The sequence below is a fragment of the Polaribacter sp. Hel_I_88 genome (assembly GCF_000687935.1).
Taxonomy (GTDB): domain Bacteria; phylum Bacteroidota; class Bacteroidia; order Flavobacteriales; family Flavobacteriaceae; genus Polaribacter.
Map to the genome: position 1 here is coordinate 2,724,583 of NZ_JHZZ01000001.1, position 21,542 is coordinate 2,746,124.

Genomic DNA, 21,542 nt, shown 5'->3' on the forward strand with positions numbered 1-21,542 from the left:
ATTAATAGTGGGTGTAAGTTTGCTAAAAATGACTATATTGATGGTGTAAGGCAACACCATAGTAAAAGCATAGATAGTATATGAAAAAAGAGATGCAAAGAGTATGCATCTATCCAAAAGACGTTCAGATTATTACTGGTAAAAGTTATCGTCAAAGCGTTAGATTGGTGCATAAAATTAAAATAGAGCTCAATAAAACTACCAAAGAGTTCTTAACTATTGATGAATTTTGTGAGTACACAGGCATAAAATATGAACAAGTTTCGCACTTGATTTTAGGCTAAAACACTAAAGAGTTAAACTTCATAGAATTGATTAAAACATCCAAATAACCTTTCAGAAAAACTAGTTCATTTATTAGTATAGTTTCTTTAAAAATTACTTTGAAATACGTTCAATTTTAGTTACTTTTATATCATACAATTTAGTGTGTTTTAACAGGTAAAATTCGGTGTCTAAATCGGTGTCATTTTTCAAATAAAACTTTGTAAATAACTGATTTTCAGACATAATATAAAGAGGTTCAACTCCCTCTTTCTCCGCAAAAACCCTTGTTAATCAATTGATTTTCAAGGGTTTATTTTTTAAGTTGAGAGTATAGTTGACAGTTCTTTATGGGATCAACACCAAAAGTTGTGGGATTTTAAAAATTACGCATAAATAGGATCAAGTCCAAAAGTTGTGGGATTTTAAATTACGCATAAATATTAGTTAGTCTAAAAAGGAAGAATTCATTATTTCTAATGCCTCTAAACTGAGCTCTAAATGCTTTTATTTTTGCATTAAAAGATTCTGCTGAAGCGTTTGTACTTCTGTTATCAAAGTAGTTTAGAATATTTTTATAGTGAATCGACATTGTTCTAGCAATACTATTAAAACTTTTAAACTGTGCTTGTCTTACTTTCTCATCCCATTTAGCAAGCCTAATTAAAGCTAAAGTTTTGTCTTTAGTTTGATTGTAAATCCAAGATAAATTTTGGCAAAGCTGATATGCTTTTTCTATATCTGGATACAGTTCAAAAAGTATTTTAGCTCTATCTGTCTGATTTTTAGTACATTTTGAGGATGTTTTATAAAGTAAATATCTACTTCTGGCTAGTAGTTGTTTTAGCGTATCTCCGTTTTTAAATAGTTTTGGTGTGTATTTTAAAGATTGACATTGTGCTTTTTCTATGACATCATTTTCTTTATCTAAGGCTTCCAACGATGTTTAATTCTAATTTCTTGAAGTGCATCTAAAGCTAACTTCTGCACTAGAGATCTATCGATAACCTGAGTGGTTTGTGGAAATGATTTTTTGACGATTAAACATATATTTCCAGACATGTCCAAAGTAACCTCATTTACTTTTTTTCTTTGTTTTAATGGGATTTTCTCAAGTATTTTGATGACATTTTCAGCTTTAGTTCCTTTAACCATACCTATTAATGCTCCTTTTTTCCCTTTGGCTTTTTTATTTGTGAGAATCGTGTATAAATCTCCATTAGAAAAAGCAGTTTCATCTATGGAGAGATATTCTCCAATATTTTTAGCAAATAACAACCAATTTTTAGCGTGTGATTTTTGATTCCATTGCTTAAAATCACTTAAATAATCTTTGTACTGCCTTTGTAGGTTTTTCGAATTAACTCCATAGAAATTAGCTACAACACTTGTGTTAACAGCGTTGTTACTGACTGATTTGTTTTAAAAAAGTAGCAAATTCACTTGTAATCCTAGTGCCTTTTGCTACTAATTGCCAATCTCTGATTACAATTTTTTTGGTAGATTCATTTATCCAACGACGCCTAATAATGTGGAGAAATACATTTTTACCTCGAATTGGAAAATCTTGAACAGTAGCCTCTGGAAAGAAACCTTTGGAGCTTAATTTAAGAGCTTTAAATTCTTGTGAAACTTTGTTTAATTCTGTAAAATAGAAATGAAGTTCTCCTTGTTTGAGTTCGTGTTTGGTAAGCTTAAAATAGTTTACTAGAACTTCTGGTAATGATAATTTTATAACATCAATTGAAACCTCCAAATCTTTAATATTTTAAAAATTCAAAGTTTTGCTTTTTATCTTTACTCCACAACTTTTGGACTTGATCCAGTATTTATATGCTTTAAGATATAAAATAAATACAATAAGAAAAAAGAATAACAGAAAAAGATAGTAAAGCAATTGCTTCCCTGAGCACTGGAAGTATTTCGCAATCTATTAATCACAATGCAAAAAGCAAAGGCATTAAAATGTTGTTATTGTAAATCCATCGTAATTAACCTATAAAGGTAAAGCCATCTGGTTTTTGAATAAAATCTTTACTTCTATACCGAACTTTATTAAGTACCTCTTTATAAAAAACGAACTGCAACTGAAAACTGCAACTGGTTACTTTTTAATTCAGTAGTATTTTTCTCAAATTTTTCTCAAAAACCTTGATAGTCTAGCCTTACCATTTAAAAAACAACTTTCTTTTTGTTATTTTCCTTTCCAAAATTTTTTGGGCAAAAAAAATAGCAAAAGAATCTGAACCTTAAAATGGATACTTATGCAAATTTTTGAAATCAAGACCCACCAAGATGGACGTATTTACACATCGCCACATTTTTTCATCTTAAACAACAGGCTCAATAGTGGAAAACCGCTTGTCGAACCTTGTCCAAATTACTTTGTAATTACAGCAAAGATAAACTCAAAAAGAGAATCACTGTTTTACATGTGTTTATCACTAAAAGTTGGGCAATTCTTTGCCTACTATTTAAAAGGGAGTGTCATTCCGTTTATTGGAATTTCAGATGCTAAAAAAATAATTAATATTGCTTTGCAAAACTACGAGACGCAGCAATGGCAGTAGCCACAACCACCTGTAACTAATATTTTTCTCTAAATATTCTTCTAGTTATAATGTACATAATTCTAATTCCAGAATACACTATACAGTACCACTAAAATTAGCATTACTGCAAACGAACCAATATTAAATAGCGGACTCGTTTTAAACATTGCTTTAGAAATATCAATTCCTTTTTCGTCGTCAGCACCTTTATGTTGCAGGTAACTGTAAATGGCAATCACAATCATTGTTAATACAACCGTATACCCCATTTGATGCATAAACGGAACATCTACAAATAATGAACTTGTAGACCATCCTTTTGGTGCCACTTTAAAGTACATCGCAATTGGTATTGATATTAATGCACCAAAAATGGCTCCTTTGTTGGTTGTTTTTTTCCAGAATAAGCCCAACATAAATACGGCTAAAATACCCGGACTTACAACTCCTGTATATTCTTGAATAAATTGGAAAGCTTGGTCTAGATTTCCTAATAAAGGCGCCATAATACAAGCAATCACCAAAGCAACTCCTGCAGAAATTCTACCCATATTTACTGTGGCCTTATCACTCGCATTTTTATTGATGTATTGCTTGTAAATATCCATTGTAAAAATGGTAGACGTTGAGTTTAACATCGAAGCTAATGAGGATACAATAGCAGCGGCTAACGCAGCAAATGCGACCCCTTTTAAGCCTGTTGGTAAAAATTGCAATAACCAAGGATAGGCTTTATCTGCTTGCTCTGTACTTGGTAAGTTTTCTAAACCAGCCATACCTAATCGTGCCATAATATCAGGATCATTAACCATTACATAGGCTGCAATTCCTGGAATTACCACAATTAACGGAATCACTAATTTTAAACCAGCTGCGAACAAAATACCTTTCTGGGCTTCTTTTAACGATTTAGCCGCCAAAGTTCTTTGAATAATGTATTGGTTAAAACCCCAGTAATACAAATTGGCAACCCACATACCCCCTACAAGTACAGCAATACCAGGTAGGTTTTTGTACTCAGGATTAGATTCGTCTAAAATCATAGCAAAACGTTCAGGAACAGCTTCGTAAATGGTAGTTAATCCTGCAAACATTCCTTGTCCGTCAGAAACTGTATTTAAAGCCAAGTAAGTGGTTACCAAACCACCAATTACTAGAAATACAACTTGAATCACATCTGTCCAAGCCACTGCAGACAATCCACCATATAAAGAATAAGCAGCTGCAAAGAGCGCTAAGCCTGCAACTCCATACATCATTGGGATTCCCATAATGGTCTCTAAAGCAAGAGAACCTAAATACAAAACAGTAGTAAGATTTACAAAAACATACAAAGCAATCCAGAAAACCGCTAAGATGGTTTTTAGATTGGTAGAGTATCGTTTTTCAACAAACTCAGGAATGGTGTACAACCCTTTTTCAATAAAAATGGGTAGAAAATATTTTCCTACAATAATTAGAGTTAAGGCAGCCATCCATTCGTAACTAGCAATGGCTAGACCAGAGGCAAAGCCAGAGCCAGACATTCCAATAAATTGTTCTGCAGAAATATTAGCAGCAATTAAAGAAGCGCCAATTGCCCACCAAGGCAACGATTTACTAGCTAAAAAGTAATCTTCTGCATTTTTTTGGTGTCCTTTTTTATCTCTAGAAACCCATAATCCTACACCTAAAATTAATATAGCATAAGCTATAAAGATAATGTAATCTAATATTTCAAAACTTGCTGTCATAATTGTGTTGTTTTACTGTAGTGTATAGGTTTTGTTGATTGTTGAATAGTTTAAATAAATGCAAATAAAGTAAAAATTTGATACAAGTACAATTAGAAAGCATCTCATTTGTAGGGTAATAATGTGTCAATAAAAACAGTTAAATAACGAATAATGTAAGCTAAAAGAATTGCTAAGAAAATAGATATTAGAGTTGTATTTTTTTACATGTATTAGTTAAATAATACTCTTTTTTTTGTTTATTTCAACGTAAAGACGTGGTAAACTTTTGTAGTGATTGCTTAAATATTATTCTAAAAATAGTGATAGAATATTGATGCAAATCGACTTAAAAACGTTCATTTTTAGAAAATAAAGAACCTCGCTTGCTAAAGTGACAAAACCATTTTGCAACTATCAATATGACTAGCAATAGCTCATTTTTTGGAGGTTATGAAACAAAATCTACTTATAAATGAGACATTTTTAAGGGGTCTTCACATTCATTTCTTTATTTCTTTGTAGTGTAATTAGGTTAATACAAAAAATTTCTTAAAAATAACCTGTTTTAAAACTAATACTAATTAAATTTTAAAATTATGAAAAAAGGATTACTCTTATTATTTTTAACAGTAATGACTATTACTGTAAACGCTCAGGCTACCATAGAAAGTACTACTGCTGGTGGATCGGGGAATGATTGGGAAATTGGTACAACTTGGGTTGGTGGCGTAGTGCCTAGTCCTACAGATAATGTAATTATCAATAACACAGTTCGTCTTAACGAAGTTGATGTTACTATAGCGAATATTACTGTAGCAGAAACCGGTAGATTGCTTTTAAACACGCGAAGTGCTTTAACGATTACTGGCAATTTAGTCAATAATAGAAGTGGGGGTGTGAAATTTAATAATAATCAGACTGAAGAAATGGCTTCCCTAATCATACAAGGAGCAGTATCAGGTACAGGGAATATACAAGCACAATACAAACTAGCCAGTGCTGCAGATCCTGGTAGATGGTATTTAATGGGAGTGCCAGTTTCTGGTGGTACTCTTACAGATTTTATAGCTGCTAGTACCTTAAGAACAAACGTGGGTGGAGAAAATTCTATAGGTGTATACGATGGTAATGCAGATCCAAAGTATGATTACTTTACGGATGCTGAAGCTGTGGGTATTAACCTTATAGATGGCAAGGGGTACGCAGTCTCAGTGGCTGTTGGCTCGAACGAATTTATAGAAATTAATGGACAGTACAACAGTGCAGCTAGTGTAGATATTTCAATTTCAGATGCTGGAGATGGTTTTAACTTGTTAGGTAATCCCTATGCTGCTTTCTTATATGCTAATCCAGATGGTGATGCCACCAATAATTTGTTAACTGCCAATAGTGGAGTTTTAGAAGAAAATACGATTTGGTTATACGACTCTGCAACGAGTGCATTTATCACAAGAAATTTAGGAGATACCGGTTTTGATCTTGCAACCTATCAAGGGTTTTTTGTAAAAGCAGCATCAGGTGGTGGTACATTTACATTTACAGAAGCAATGCAAACGCATAATAACTCAGGGAGTGTTTTTTACAAATCAGCAAACAACAGGTTTGAAATCGATTTTAAAATAACAGATGGCGAAAATAATTCTAACGCTTCAATAAGATACATAGAAGGTACAACCACAGGTTGGGACAATGGGTATGACAGTTCTACATTTACGGGCTATGCTACTGGTAATTTAGAAATAGCTACACAATTAGTGGCAAACAATGTTGGTAAAAATTTAGCCATACAATCGTTGCCAAATCAAAATTTAGAAGCAACCGTAATTCCGTTAAGCATCACTGCAGAAGCTGACAAAGAAGTTACCATTTCTGCAGCTATAAAAAACGTTCCAGAAGGCATTAACGTTTATTTAGAAGATAGAGAGGCAAATACCTTTACTGTATTAGATGTCGCGAATCCTACGTTTACTTTTACACCAAGTAAAGCTTTAAGTGGTGCAGGTCGTTTTTATTTGCATACAAAAGCAGGGTCTGCTTTAAGTACAGATACAGCAACATTAGATAATGTGTCAATTTTTAATACAACTAACAATACCTTAAAAATTATTGGTTTACAAAGTGGCAACACTTCTGTAAAGATGTTTAATATCTTAGGAAAACAAGTGCTAACTACTTCTTTCGATTGCAATGGCGCTAAAGAAATTGCATTGCCAAATGTAAGCAGAGGCGTGTATGTTGTTCAAGTAAACAATAACAACGGAAAACTAAGTAAAAAAATTATTTTAGAATAATTTAAAAAAACATTAAAAAGAAACGATATGAATAATAACATAAAAAATACACAAGATTCCCAAAACGAAATTTCGAGAAAAGAAGCCATTAAAAAAATAGGAAATTACGGTAAGTATGCTGCCTTAACAGCACTGGGTACTTATATGATTTTGAATCCACAGAAAGCTCAAGCCTCAAGCGCACCAGAAGCTCCAGGAGTAGGATTTTAAAACTAAAAATAATAGCGCAATAGGATTACTGTTAACCATCAAAATTTAAATTTTGATGGTTTTTATTTAATGGATACATACGTGATGGTTTTCTTTAAGTTTTGTTTTTTTACTCGAAAAGGACTACAAATTCTAGCGTTTTTAACGATGACACAAAATTATAGCAATGCTGGCATCATTTCTACAGATGGCTTTATTACAATAGTATTTCTTTTGTAATATCACATTAAAGGCTCTTATTCATCATTGAGGATGCATAAGCAATGCCATGCTTTACAATGTTTTGTTGGTTGTTTTTTTGTTTACTATAAGTATTCTAAATTTTGAATTTTAAAAATATTGCCATAATGAAATCTTATAAATATTATTTAATGCTGATAGTATTGCTATTCGGCTCAAAACTAGTACACGGCCAAATAGAGGCAGTACCTATTAGTTATTACGGTACTTGGGATAGAGGTGGAGGTGTTGACGACTATGCAGACCCTAAAAACGATTATATTATAGGTATAGAAGTAATGATGAATTGGGATGATGTGCAACTTGCACCCCCAACAGGAGATCCAGCAATTGATTATGATTTTTCCGCATTTCAAAATGCTTTGCAAAATGCAGCTAACCACGATAAAATTGTAAAATTAAGCATTAATGTAGGGCCAGATTCTCCATTATGGATCTATGAAAATGGAGTTCCTAATGTAGAAATGCAAGAGGTATTAAAGCCAAAATGGTCTAATTGGCCTCATTATTTAAATGAAAATTATAAATCGTATTATTTTGAATTGCTTAATCAGTTTTCAATATTTTTAAGAACCTTACCAGATAATTTGTTTAGTAGAATAGCCTTTGTTCAGGTAAAAACGGGTGCCACAGGAGATGAAGATCCTTATAAAGGAGATCCAATAAATTTAGAATATGAAATAGATGATGCTAATTGGACAGCTTTTCGATTAGAAGCCTATCAGATATTTAAAGAATTATTTAACGATGTAGATGACAGAAAAATTGTGTTAACCTTTAATGCAATTGATGAAGATAAATTCCCTACGGTTCGAGACTGGGTTTTTAATACAATAGACCCCGAAATTGGTTTCGGAATTAAGGGTGGCTTTGGAAATAGAGGACATCATTTAGTTGGAGAAAGATCATGGGCAGAAAAATGGACACCTTATTTGGTAAATCCCAAAGGCTTAAAGTTATTTTCAGCATCAGAAATGGATCAGTCTTGGAATATGCCTATTTTTAATATCAATACAGAATTAGGTTTTTATTGGTCTGCTCTTGGCGCCATGTATTCTGGTCTTTCTTCTATGAACGTTTCTAAAACAGCCATTTTATATGCTTATGATCATGAAGAAATTAGAGATATCTTTAAGATGTATAACAAATATTCCAAACAAGTATTTCCTAAAACAGCAACAACCGTAGTTTCTGTTTTTCATGAAGGTTTAGATGCGTCTAACGTAGAAAAATTTCCTGAATCAACGTATGGAAATGCCAGGAGATTAAATGTAGAACGCTATAAAAAAATTGCTGAAGCCTATAAAGATAGAGGTGCTGCAATGGGCGATACCTTAGTAATAAAATTTGGTCAGGTAGAACAACGTCGGCAACAAGAGGATTATAATGATGTTGGTTGGGATATTGTAGAAGGAAATTATGAACGTTTTTTAACACAAATAAATCCAGATAGCACTTCAATAGCATTGTTTAGAGTTCGAGGTAAAATAGACTCACTTTCTTCAAAGTACGATCGTTTTGCGCGATCTTTTGAGCATACTGCAAACAGAGAAAAAGACACCATGTACTTTAAATTTCATGAAGATCTTTTTATACAAACCCAACCGAAAAAATTAACCTTTACAGTTACTTGGTTAGATAGTATTGCAGGCTCTACATGGGCTTTGCAATACAAAAACAAAGCAGGATCAATAACACAAATTCAAAAAACAAGTATTGGCGATTGGCAATGGAAAAGCGAAGTTTTTGTCATAGAAGATTTAATGACAGGAGGCGTTGGCACTAATGGGGCTGATTTTATGCTGGTAAATACAGATGATAAAAACGATATTTTTAACGGTATTGAAATAGATATTGAGCGAAATCCGATTCCTACAATTAGCTCAGTCAAAGATGGCGATTGGTCAGACCCCACAACATGGGACACAGGTGTTGTACCTACAATGAATGATAATGTTCTGATCAGTCATCAAGTACGTGTTTTTTCTGAGAATAATCAAGCTAATGACGTTACCATAAATAACCCAGATGGTTTGTTGCTCATTAATGTTCAAAAGTCATTAACCATTCATGGCAATTTAGTAAATAACGATGCCATACGATTCAATAACAACGGTATTGGGCAAGAAATGGGTACTGTTATTTTAAAAGGCACCTATAGTGGAGGTAATGTAACTGTAAATTATAAGGCTTCATTACCAAACGAAGATAATTGGTTTTTAATAGGCTCACCTTTGCAAGATGTTGCTATCTCAGACTTTATTGCAAATAGTAGCACAATAAGAAAGAATGCCAGTTTAGAAAATTCAATAGGTTTCTATAATGATTCAAAACCTCAAGGTGCTAAGTATACGTATTTTACAGATGAAGCTGCGTTAGAAGCCGGTAATTTTACATATGGTAAAGGTTATGCTGCCCTAATAGATGCTCCAGGTGGCGTCGAATCGGATAATAAATTTCAATTTAAAGGACTCTTTAACACTTCAGATGTTGCAATTAAAATATCAGATGCAGGAAACGGTTTTAATTTGTTAGGTAATCCATACACTACTTTCTTGTTCGCAAATATTGATGGAAATGAAACTGATAATATATTAAGCTATAATGCTTCAGTTTTAGAAGAAAATACACTTTGGTTGTATGAAAGTTCTACTGGTGCTATGTTAACAAAAAATTTAGGCGATACTGGTTTTGAGATTGCACCCATTCAAGGTTTTTTTGTGAAAGCCAAAATCGGTGGAGGTACAGATCAAAATTTTAGAATTACAGAAGCTATGCAAACACACAATACATCAGGGAGTGTTTTTTATAAGTCAGCTTATAACAAAAGATTTCAAATCGATTTAAAAATTACAGAGGGTCAAAATAGTTCATCAACCTCAATAAGATACATAGCAGGCACTACAACTGATTGGGATAATGGATATGATAGTTCTACTTTTAATGGTGATGCGAATCTAGAAATAGCAACACAACTCGTTACCAATAATAATGGTAAAAATTTAGCGATACAATCCTTGCCAAATACAGCTTTTGAGACTGCCGTTATTCCGATAAGTATTATTGCTGATGCAAACAAGGAAATTACAATTTCTGCAGCAATACAAAACCTACCAAATGGACATTATGTGTTTGTAGAAGACAGAGAAGCAAATAAATTTACAGAATTAAATGACAACAATCCTTCTTTTTCTTTCAAACCCGATACTGTTGTAAGCGGTGCTGGGCGTTTTTATCTTCATACCACCTCAGCTGTCTTAAATATAGATTCAGAAGTAGTAGAAAATGTTGCCATTTACACAACTGATACAAGTACACTAAAAATTATTGGTTTGCAAAGTGGAAATACCGATGTAAAGATTTTTTCTACCTTAGGAAAAAAAGTGGCAGAGACTTTTTTCCATAGCAATGGTGCTAAAGAAATTGCATTATCAAATCTATGTAGAGGTATTTATATTGTTCAAGTAAATACTAAGAGTAAAACGATACGTAAAAAAGTAATTCTAGAATTATAAAAATGCGAAATTAAAATGTAAAATTAAAGTAGAAAATTTACAAGTAAAAAATATCTAAAAAAAAGATTACATCATATCATAAATTTGTAGATGTAAATCAAATTACAAAGAAAACAAGTCCCCCATTTTTTAAGCCATCAAGAATTTATTCTTGATGGTTTTTAAATTTTTAGATTTTCATCTAAATTCTTTCATAATAATAGTGATAAAACAATTTCAACCAATGAATGACATTCTTTCTATAGATTTTTGAAAGGTCTTTTTTTTACTTTATATACAATGAAATCGTTTAAATTTTTATGTAAACAAGAAACATTAAATTGTAGGAAACACCTTTTTTTATAAAACACTACTATGATCAAATTGAAGCTGTACCTATTAAATAATATGTCGTTTGGGATACAGAAGAAGGAGTAGAAGACTATTCAGACCTTAATAATGACTATATAGTAGGAATTGAAGTTGTAGAGCGATGGTCTGAAGTGCAGCTTAGCGCCTGTAAAATATACACTTTTACAAAATTTAGACGGGCACTAGAGGGTGCAGCAAATTATGATAAATTAGTCAAGTTAAGTCTCGAAGTTGGCCCAGATGCACCACTTTGGATTTATGAAAATGGAGTATCTAACTTACATATGCAAAAAAATTTAAAGCCCAAATAGTTAAATCGTCCTAATTATTTCAACCCCACTTACAAAAAGTATTATTTTGATTGAATAAAAAATTTCGCTCTTTTTTTGCGAGAATTACCTCAACATTTGTTTAATCGCATTGAATTTGTCTAAGTAAAAACTGGTGCTACAGGAGATTAAGCCCCTTAAAAAGGAGATCCTGTAAATTCAGAATACATTATAGACGAAAATGATGACGATTGGAGAGCATTTAGTTTGGAATCTTATAAGAAATTTAAAGAACTGTTTAACGATGTTTCTGATTGAAAAATTGTGTTATCTTTTAATGCAATTGACGAAGATAAATTTCCTATTATTCGTGATTAGGTTTTTAATGAGATTGACCCTGAAATTGGTTTTGGTGTAAAAGGTGGTTTTGGTAATAGTTGTTGATGACTTTAATGATTGGATTGGTGTTTAAGGTATTTCCTCACAAATAAAAACACTAAATATTAACGAGTTGGTTTAGCGTCCTTTGACTTTAAAAAAAACTTTGAACAGGGTAAATGGGACAATATAACACGATATGTGAAACATATTTACTTGGTTAATCTTATATAAAGTTTGGTTCTTTGGAAAACCAACTGTAAATATTTAACTTATGAGAAGTTTATTACCAATTTTAGTAATGTGTTTTGTTACAATTAGCATTTATGCACAAACAAAAAAAAATGTTATTCCTATCACGAATCAAGATTTTGAAATGGGAGGAAATCTCGAAGGAGAAACGGATGCTAATACAGGAATAACTTCTTACAAAAGCCTTATTGGTTTTACCTTTAGTACTACTGGAAATGCTGCTATAGATCCAGATAATAGTGGTGCAATGCTTGATGAAGGGCAATCAAATAGAGTGCTGAATCTTAATGTAACGTCAAAAGGTTTGCGTAAGGACCTCATAATGGAAACAGATCCAATTGATATTACTCGTTACGACTTGGGTGAAGAGTTTACCTTCACTTGGCGTATGAAAACATCAGAAAAAACAAAAAAAGCAGCTGATTATAATATAAAAGTAATAGCGTATGATGAGAATGATAATAATATTTCTTCAGCAACCATTGTGCAAGAAAATGAGAAAAGAGGCAATTTTAAAAACAATCCTGGAGAATATCAATCCATTGAAAAGGTTGTAACTGTAAATTCAAATGCAACAGGAGGAAATACAGCGAAATATATTGCTTTAAGAATAGAACTAGGTAAGATGCTTGTTGGAACCATAACAATAGATGATTTTAAACTGACAACCACTGGTAATTATGGATCAAAAGAAGCAGTACCCATTAGTTATTATGGGTCATGGGATCGAGGAGGTGCGATTGATGATTATTCAGATTCAAAATACGATTATATATTAGGTATAGAAGCAAATCCACATTGGGAGGAGATCCAACCTACAGGTCCAGATAGTTTTGATTTTTCTGAATTTCAATTAGCTCTAGACAACGCGTATACTTATAACAAATTAGTGAAGCTTAGCATCAATGTAGGTCCAGAATCGCCTTTATGGATTTACGAGAACGGTGTGCCTTTAGCAGAAGGTGTCGACGAAAATACTAATGAGCCAAATTGGCCATATTATTTAGATCAAGATTATAAAAACTATTATTTTAAGTTAATAGAAGAATTCTCACTCTTTTTAAGGAATCAACCGGACCATATTTTCGAGCGTATTGCATTTATACAAGTAAAAACAGGTGCTACTGGTGATGAGGCGCCGTATAAAGGAACTCCTGACGATAGTCAATATCGTATTACCGATGAAGATTGGGAAAAATTTCGTATTGAATCATTTGAAGTATTTAAGCAATATTTTAATGATGTAAGTGACCGAAAAGTAGTATTGCTTTTTAATAATGTAGATCCAGCCAAATACCCTGAAGTTTATAATTGGTTAATGACTGAGATAGATCCTGAAATTGGATTTGGAATAAAAGGTGGAGCATATAATAGGGGGCATCATCTAAGTGATGAACAAACCTTTAAAGAACAATGGCTACCTTATTTGGTAAATCCAAAAGGGATGAAACTGTTTTCCGCATCGGAGATGGATCAATCATGGCAAAAGCCCATTTTTAGCATCAATACAGAGTTAAGTTTTTATTGGGCAATTTTGTCAGCTATAAATACAGGCGTATCTACCACCAATATTACAGGTAGTGCTGTGAATTACATTTATGAGCATGATGAAATCAGAGATATTTATAAAATGTACAATAAGTACGCACAGCAAGTATATCCTCAAAAGGCAACAGCGGCTATATCTGTTTTACATGAGGGCCTAAATTCTGCTAATACCGAAAAATTTTCTGTAAGTACTTATGGAGTTGCAAACAAAAGAAATACCGATCGTTATGAAGCCATATGTAATGTATACGCAGCTGGAAGAGGTGCTAAGATGGACGACTTAGTGGCTGCTACAAAGGGTCAGGTATACCAACGTAAGGAGTCACAAACAGGTTATAATGATTCGGGTTGGGGAATAGCTGAAGGTAATTATGAACGGTTTTTGTATCAAATTAAACCAGATAGTACCTCTATTGGTTTGTTTAGAGTACGAGGAGAAATAGATGCCACATCTTCTAAATACGACCGTTTTGCACGATCTTTTGAAAATAGTACGGGTAAAAACACCATGTATTTTAAATTTGATGATGAGATGTTCATAGAAACATTACCAGCTAGCCTATCCTTTACCATTACATGGCTAGATAAAAATGCAGGTTCTACATGGGCGTTAAAATACAAGGATGGTACTATCGATAAAACAGCTCTTGAAATAACAGGCCAAGGCACCAATGAATGGAAGACGGAACAAGTAACCATTAATGATATATCAGTAGGAGGAACAGGATTAAATGGTTCTGATTTTACGCTGGTAAACACAGATGCTGTTGACGATATTTTTCATGGCATAGAGGTAGATATTGTTAGAGGCGATTACATAACCTCTAGCAGGTCTGTTAGTGAAAAAAATATAGAAGATACTCCGATACAGCAAATAAGTATGTATCCTAATCCTACAAATTCTTTAGTGAGTTGGAACGCTCCGGGTAAAATTAATAAAGTTCAAGTTAGAAACATAACAGGTGCATTAGTACTACAAGCAAATAACCCAACTTCTAATACGATTAATTTAGAAAGCTTAAAAAGTGGTATGTATTTTGTTAAGTTTTATCAAACAAATAAAAAAGTTGTAGTAAAAAAACTTATTAAATATTAGTAATTGTTGAGGTCAGTAGTTAGTTGCTTATTTTAAATTGAATTATTAAAAAGAATGTCAGACTGAGCGCAGTCGAAGCCCTATTTAAACAATTAAGAGTTCTCGACTGCGCTCGAACTGATAGCAGTGTAAATTTTAATTGCTTGATATTCAATGAATAATTTGTTTAAATTATAAGTATTTACCTACTGACCTCTAAATAATTGATTTTTAGCTTGAGTTCATTGAATTTTATGAAATGATAAAATAATTTCAGTAATATATGTGATGAATAAAAAAAACAATGCTACTTTAAAATCCGGTATATCGATAATCTTGTTTTTATTTTTTTGGAGCATCGCACTCAACGCTCAAAAATCAAAATATCAAGTTAAACCAATACAAACGGGAATCATGGCATCTTCAACAGATGCCGAGCAATGGTTTAAAGACATCGCTGGTTGGGGTGTAAAAAGTTGGGAATGTTTTGCGCCACATTACAGAGCGCAACTATTTAGACTGGACGTTAGTCAACGCATAAATGGTGAACTTTTAGGAAATGACACTACTATTCCGTGGTTAGAAGAATTGATGCCTGAATTTCAAAGTTTTCAAAATAAAGACGAGTATCAATGGCAGGAAGCCATGATTCTTAAAGCTTATAAAGGATGTGTCGACAATAATATCGATTTTAATTACGGCTATCCATTCCCAATGTTTCCGGTTCAAGATGTAGAATTGGTTAGAAAATTTAAGCCAGAATTATTTGATTCAAAGGGCAAATTTATGCTGACTCATCCTTTTTTAAGGGGTTTACTTAAAGATCATATCCGCTTATTAAAAAGGAAATTACCACTATTAAAAGGTGTAACGGTTTGGATGTGTGAAGGCAATGGAGAACTCGTAAAATTTGATGAGGAAGATCTTAAAAATAATAAAGCCTGGTTAAATACTTGGGTTGGTGCCTTGAGCGAAGTTTGCAAAGAATTAAATATTCAAGGAACAGTTTTCGCACATGATTATTTTCATACCAATAAAACGCATAGAAACGTATTCGAGGTGTTATCAAAATATCCTGATATTATTATCATGGAGGACAACACCTGGCCAGAAGAAAACACCTTAATACCGCCTTTTGCCTTTATGCCACAACATGATCAAAACTTATTATTTTCAAGTAATAAAGTATCCCAGAATTGTTTAACAGACTCTGAATATCTAGGGCAAGGTTTCTATCCTAGCGTTTTTCCTAGATGGTGGAAAAAATCTGTGAACGAGGGAATAAAAAAAGGCGTTGATTTTATGAATGGGCGTACTTTTTTTTGGGATAGGGGTACAACAGATATCTCTTTTGACAGAATGAACGCTTATATGTTAACTCAATTTTGCTATACTCCTGATGCCGATCCTAAAGAGGTTTTAAAAAATGCTGTAGATGAATTTTTAGGAACGGATGCGCCCAATCAATTAATAGAGATACTTTTTGAAACGGAACCTATGCTTCAAAAAATAATAGGTATTAATGGCATGAGTCCTTTAAATCATTCGGGTTTTCCGATGGCGATATTTCTAGATAAAGACTATATGAACAATATTCGATATATGAAAGCTGTTGACGATTTGTTTCAAAAACCAGGCACTACATTATATGTGCCAGAATCAGATGATTTGGATGCTACTTTGCAGTGGCGTGTTCAAAACAGGAGTGTTTCAAAGTCTGTTAAAGTTTATTTGAAGGATAAAACAGAAGTTATAAATTGGTTAGAAAAAGTGCTACAACAGTTGCCAGAATTAACGCGTAATTTACCTAAACAGAAGGCAGCATTCATTCTGGATGCCTATAAAGCTATTTATGTTCTAGCAAAAGGAATGAAACTTTTTGTAGAAACTGGCAAAGTACATTACGATTGGTATAGGGCTAAGAATATTTCTGTAAATAAAGCCCATCAAAAATTTAATGAATTAGCAAATAAAATTCAAGCATTAGCTGAGGGAAGTGGAGCATTACCCTTAAATTTAAAAAAGGATATGCTCAGGTTTGCTTCGGATATTCGTATAATAACCAAAATAAAGCCAAAGAGAATTTAAACAATTTTTAACGGGTTGTAAAACAATAAATTTAAACATAATGAAAAAAATAGTTTGTGGATTTTTAGTAGTTGTTTTAGGATGGTTTAGTAGCATCCAAGCTCAAAAGCGACCAAATATCATTTTAATGATGGCAGATGATTTAGGCTATAACGATTTGTCTAGTTATCGAGAATTAAATGAACAACGATCTAAAACACCGCCAACAAGTCAAACTCCTTACATAGATAATTTGGCAAAAAACGGACTGCAATTTACCAATTTTTACAGTGGTGCAGCAGTGTGTTCGCCCTCAAGAGCAGCTCTTTTAACAGGAAGAAATGCAACACGATTGGGTATTTATAACTTTATACCTAAAGATGTACCAATGCATTTAAAAGATAAAGAAATTACCATAGCAGAAATGTTAAAAGGTAAAAATTACCAAACAGCTCATTTTGGAAAATGGCATTTGGCGTCAGAAAACAAAGGACATCCAGAACCTTTAGATCAAGGATTTGATGAAGCGTTTTGGACTTATAGCAATGCAAAACCAACACATAAAAATCCTGTAAATTTTATAAAAAATAGAATTCCTTTAGGGAAATTAGAGGGGTATTCTAGTCATTTGGTTGTAGATGAGGCTATCCATTGGATAAAAAAGACTAAAGATAAAAATACACCTTTTTACATGAATATTTGGTTTCATGAACCTCATTTAAAAGTAGCCGCTCCAGATAGTTTATCCGTAAAACACATCTACAATAAAGACTATTATGGCTGCATCGAAAACATGGATTATGCTGTAGGTAAATTAATGAAATATCTAAAAGATAATGGATTAGAAGAAAACACCATCATCATTTTTACATCAGACAATGGCTCTAAGTTTGATGGCTCTAACGATCCACTTCGTGGAAAAAAAACATTTCAGTATGAGGGAGGTGTAAGAGTTCCTTTTATTGTGCAATGGAAAGGAAAGATTTCAACAGGTAAAATATCATCAGAAATAGGGCATTTTACAGATGTATTGCCAACGTTAGCCAATTTAACAAATACACGAGTGCCCAAAGATAGAAGTATTGATGGAGAAAATATCTCCAATGTATTTTTATCAAAATCAAAGGAAAATCAAAGAAAAGAACCGCTCTTTTTTTATCGTTATTTTCATGATCCTATTTGTATGGTAAGATTAGATGATCTGGTTTTATTAGGATATTACAAAAAACCAAAAGAGAGGTTAGCCAATTATGATGAAAAAGAAGAAGCTCTTTTTAAGCCTAAAAAAGGAGACACTAAGAACTCTCAATGGGCATTTCAAAAAAAACATATGGAAGCTATAAAAACGCAAGAACCCCTTTATTTTGAAATGTATAATGTTAAAAAAGATGTAGGTCAGCATAAAAACATATTATTTGAACACCCAAGATTATTTAAAAAGATGAAAAAGATAATGCTTAAAAAACGTCTTGAAATGATTACTGAAGGCGGTAATTGGTATTTTAAAAAATAAGGTTAGTTATAAAAAAAGATGAAAATATGAATCGTATTTTATGAATTACGCTAATTATTGTTTTTGTTTCAATTACTTTAAAAGCCCCAAAACAACCTAATATTATTCTAATTATGGCAGATGGTATTGGCTACGAAATGCATATTTGTAATGATGGGGTAGTTTATAGCACTTACCAGATTCATTCAAGGACATAAAATCACCCTTAGAAATCTCAAAACTAAATTTACAACAGCAGCAGAACTTTAGTATGTTAAAAAGAGAATTATCTGCAAAGAAGGTTTGGAATTTTTCTAGAGTTGAAGAATTGCTTAAAAGTGAAGAAAAATCTTCGAACTCACTAAAAAGTATAAATATAAATAAGATTAAAACTAGAAAATCATGAAACAAACGTATACCAGAAAATTAATTTTAATAGCTTTTTTATTGATAAGATTTGCCATCTTATATGGTCAAGATTCCAATCGGTTTACAAAACAGGTGCAAAATTTATATAAGAAAGAATATCATTTCAATCCTGGAAAAAAATTGGTGGTTTTTACGGGAAGTTCTAGTATTAGAAAATGGATAGATATTCAAGATTATTTTCCTACCGTCAATGTTATTAATAATGGCTTTGGAGGTTCTGAATTTAGTGATTTGACTCATTTTTATGATGAATTGATTCTTAAGCACGCGCCTGAAATTTTATTTATTTATGAGGGAGATAATGATATAGGAAGAGGTAAAAGCGTACATAAAGTTAAAAGACAAGCCATAAATTTAGTCAAAAGAATTAAACATGATCTTCCTAATACAAAAGTTATTTTTATTTCTCCAAAACCTAGCCTTGCTCGCAAAAACATCAAAAACAAGTACATTCGATTCAATAAAAAGTTACAAAGATATTGTCAAAAAACCGATAATATTCAATTTGCTGATGTATGGACAGTTATGATGGATGAGAATGGAAATGTTTTTGATGATATATTTATTGCTGATGGTTTGCATATGAATAAAAAAGGCTATGATTTATGGGCAACGATACTAGAGCAATATTTAAAATAGAAACTTAAAATTACAGTGTTTTTGAAACAAATACACCTTGTAAATGACCCTTTTTTAATACATGCCTTTCTAAGAATAGTACGTTCTTTGCTTGTATAACTAATATATTAAATTTTAAAATATGAATAAGTATGTAATGATTGTCTTTTCACTGTTTGTTTTGATTAGCAATGCTGCAAATGCACAAGGGAAAAAAGGTAAAAAAACAAAGTTGGACATTAAAATGGAATCAATAGTAGCTGATTTAAATTTAAATGACGATGTAAAGACTAAACTTTTAGACCTTATCGAGAAGCAAGAAGGCGAAAAAAAAGAAATAAGAAAAAATAATGATAAAAAAAGTGATGCTTTTAAAACAAAAATGAAAGCATTACAAAAAGACCAAAACGTTCAGTTAAAAGCAGTTCTTGGAAAAGACAAGTTTAAAGAATTTAAAAAACTTTTAAAAGAATATAAGAATAAAAGTAAAGAGTAAATTTTTTTAAAAAAATAGCATTATCAAAAAGAGCAAATCAATAAGTATTTGCTCTTTTGTTTTTAAGAAAATAAAAAAATAATACAGAATATTTTTGATACAAAAGAACTGTATAATTGATACTTTTTAACTAGCTAGTTTTATTTCTTTACTGTTTACTTTGTATGTGCACAACTAAGCGCACTAAATTGCTAAACAAGGTACTCTAAATTTACTTTATAGCCTACAACTTCGATTCGGAATTATTTAAATTTTTATAAAAGATGTTATCATTCAACAATAAAAGAAGAACCAGAATAAATATTAGTTTTAATTTAGTGGTAATCGTTTTTTTTACGTTGCTATCCAGTAAAATTTCCGCTCAATGGAATCAACCCCAATGGGTCGTAGATGCTTATGAACCTTATGTTCATAATTTTGTTCATAATGGTACAGACGAGGCTTTGGCATATCGTTTGTTAAGACCAATCAATTTTGATGAGTCACAAAATTATCCGGTGGTAATTACGTTACATGGAGCTTCTGGTTTTAATAAAGTGAAAGCAAATGACTACAATATTAATAGTCTTAGATATATCAATCAAGAATTTGCTAAAGATTCCATTCGTTTAGCACATCCAACTTATGTTGTTTGTTTGCAAGCTATTAAGTTTGAAGATGGTTCTAATGATATGTGGAAAAGAAAGCATTTAGAGGGTGCAAAACAAATCATTGCAGAGTTACCAAATGTAAATCTAAACAAGATTTATGTAATGGGACAATCTGCTGGAGGTCATGGTACAAATCGATTTATTAGTATAGATTCAGATTATTTTGCAGCAGCAATTGCAACAGCTGCAGACGGAAGTAAAATCAAAGAAGAGGACAGAGACAAGCTGATCAATTTTAATATGTGGGTAATGCATGGCGATAATGATGGTACAATTCCTTACGCAGGTAATGTAGAGTTGTTTAATTATATGAAGTCTAAAAATGGGCTTATGAAGTTTACAACTTTTATAAGAAGGGGACACAGTACAGAAGATTTTATGGTGGGCAATTATGCTGATGAAGGAAAAGTTAGCGTTGTTGATACAGATAGAAAAACTGGTGAAACCACAACAAAAACCTATGATTATACCACGCAATATGCAGGGCCTGATTCTGATCGAGAAGCAAATACCTTAGATTGGTTATTTTCAAAAAGTACCAACCAGAGTTTAAGCTTAAATGACAAAGATATTGAGAACCTTTATGTATATCCAAATCCTACTAATGCTAACATAAAGTGGAATAATTCAATGCAAATAGACGAGGTTCTTATCTATAATTTGGTCGGAAAAACGTTACTTAAAATAAAATCTCCATCAAGTAATAGTGTTGATGTAAGTAATTTTCCAAAAGGCTTATATATACTTAAAATTAGCTCCAAAAATCGAGTATTTATTAGAAAAATTCTTAAAAAGGAATAGCACAGGTACTATTTTTTATGGTAATTTCAAAAGTATCATCTTTTTGAATGATTTTTTGTTTCTTTAAATCAAAATATCTTTTGATTGAAGCTAATTAGCAAAGCTTAATTATTGTATCTAAAACTTTTTTTAGGAGGCGCTATTCTCAAAATAACCAAATAGTATTTTTAGACGAATTTATAATTGTAAATAAATTACTTCATTACATAATCTTACCTGTTTTTCTGGAATACCAGAGCTTTGATACAAAACCACCTTATAATTGACCCTTTTTTAATAGCCCATAGTAAAGTATTTGGGGTTACTTTGATGTTATTAATTAAACTATT

The 21,542-nt window shown here is 32.0% G+C and carries 15 protein-coding genes; 11 read left to right on the plus strand and 4 right to left on the minus strand.

Features of this window, described 5'->3' with window-relative positions; all coding sequences use genetic code 11:
* Positions 1-92 precede the first annotated feature (92 nt).
* Positions 93-284: a hypothetical protein gene (locus P161_RS19375; protein WP_223445438.1), complete on the plus strand. Its 192-nt coding sequence runs from the start codon at positions 93-95 to the stop codon at positions 282-284.
* Between the two features lie 410 nt (positions 285-694).
* On the opposite strand, the gene P161_RS20055 is transcribed toward P161_RS19375, so the two are convergent.
* The 3 genes from P161_RS20055 to P161_RS19765 form a co-directional block, all read right to left on the minus strand.
* Positions 695-1,204, minus strand: coding sequence for a transposase (locus P161_RS20055; protein ID WP_368086210.1), 510 nt, complete (start codon positions 1,202-1,204; stop codon positions 695-697).
* Positions 1,192-1,542: a transposase gene (locus P161_RS20060; RefSeq protein ID WP_368086211.1), complete on the minus strand. Its 351-nt coding sequence runs from the start codon at positions 1,540-1,542 to the stop codon at positions 1,192-1,194. Before P161_RS20060 ends, P161_RS20055 begins: the two co-directional genes overlap by 13 nt.
* Before the next feature lie 127 nt (positions 1,543-1,669).
* Complete coding sequence (locus tag P161_RS19765) at positions 1,670-2,020, minus strand: hypothetical protein (RefSeq protein ID WP_026777267.1); 351 nt, start codon at positions 2,018-2,020, stop codon at positions 1,670-1,672.
* A 508-nt stretch (positions 2,021-2,528) separates the two neighbouring features.
* Between P161_RS19765 and P161_RS18490 the strand changes: the two genes are divergently transcribed.
* The gene (locus P161_RS18490) at positions 2,529-2,834 is read left to right on the plus strand and encodes a hypothetical protein (protein ID WP_051605735.1); all 306 of its coding nucleotides are present in this window, start codon (positions 2,529-2,531) and stop codon (positions 2,832-2,834) included.
* A gap of 62 nt (positions 2,835-2,896) precedes the next feature.
* Here P161_RS18490 and P161_RS0112280 read toward each other — a convergent pair whose 3' ends face one another.
* Positions 2,897-4,549 carry a sodium/sugar symporter gene (locus P161_RS0112280; RefSeq protein WP_026777268.1) on the minus strand — a complete coding sequence of 551 codons (1,653 nt, stop codon included), beginning with the start codon at positions 4,547-4,549 and terminating at the stop codon, positions 2,897-2,899.
* A gap of 578 nt (positions 4,550-5,127) precedes the next feature.
* Between P161_RS0112280 and P161_RS0112285 the strand changes: the two genes are divergently transcribed.
* From P161_RS0112285 to P161_RS0112335, 9 genes are all read left to right on the plus strand, one after another.
* Positions 5,128-6,822 carry a T9SS type A sorting domain-containing protein gene (locus P161_RS0112285; RefSeq protein WP_026777269.1) on the plus strand — a complete coding sequence of 565 codons (1,695 nt, stop codon included), beginning with the start codon at positions 5,128-5,130 and terminating at the stop codon, positions 6,820-6,822.
* A gap of 27 nt (positions 6,823-6,849) precedes the next feature.
* Entirely contained in the window at positions 6,850-7,032 is a 183-nt protein-coding gene (locus P161_RS18495) for a hypothetical protein (protein ID WP_036841457.1), read from the plus strand.
* Positions 7,033-7,379: 347 nt separating this feature from the next.
* Entirely contained in the window at positions 7,380-10,787 is a 3,408-nt protein-coding gene (locus P161_RS19515) for a T9SS type A sorting domain-containing protein (RefSeq protein WP_155810460.1), read from the plus strand.
* A gap of 1,272 nt (positions 10,788-12,059) precedes the next feature.
* The gene (locus P161_RS18505; protein WP_051605736.1) at positions 12,060-14,681 is read left to right on the plus strand and encodes a T9SS type A sorting domain-containing protein; all 2,622 of its coding nucleotides are present in this window, start codon (positions 12,060-12,062) and stop codon (positions 14,679-14,681) included.
* 267 nt (positions 14,682-14,948) lie between these two features.
* On the plus strand, positions 14,949-16,748 hold the full coding sequence (locus P161_RS0112310; RefSeq protein WP_026777271.1) for a hypothetical protein: 1,800 nt from the start codon (positions 14,949-14,951) through the stop codon (positions 16,746-16,748).
* A 40-nt stretch (positions 16,749-16,788) separates the two neighbouring features.
* On the plus strand, positions 16,789-18,240 hold the full coding sequence (locus tag P161_RS0112315) for a sulfatase-like hydrolase/transferase (RefSeq protein WP_026777272.1): 1,452 nt from the start codon (positions 16,789-16,791) through the stop codon (positions 18,238-18,240).
* Positions 18,241-18,621: 381 nt separating this feature from the next.
* Complete coding sequence (locus P161_RS0112325; RefSeq protein ID WP_026777273.1) at positions 18,622-19,287, plus strand: GDSL-type esterase/lipase family protein; 666 nt, start codon at positions 18,622-18,624, stop codon at positions 19,285-19,287.
* Between the two features lie 121 nt (positions 19,288-19,408).
* The gene (locus P161_RS0112330; RefSeq protein ID WP_026777274.1) at positions 19,409-19,762 is read left to right on the plus strand and encodes a hypothetical protein; all 354 of its coding nucleotides are present in this window, start codon (positions 19,409-19,411) and stop codon (positions 19,760-19,762) included.
* A gap of 263 nt (positions 19,763-20,025) precedes the next feature.
* On the plus strand, positions 20,026-21,213 hold the full coding sequence (locus tag P161_RS0112335; protein ID WP_026777275.1) for a T9SS type A sorting domain-containing protein: 1,188 nt from the start codon (positions 20,026-20,028) through the stop codon (positions 21,211-21,213).
* The last annotated feature ends 329 nt before the right edge of the window (positions 21,214-21,542 follow it).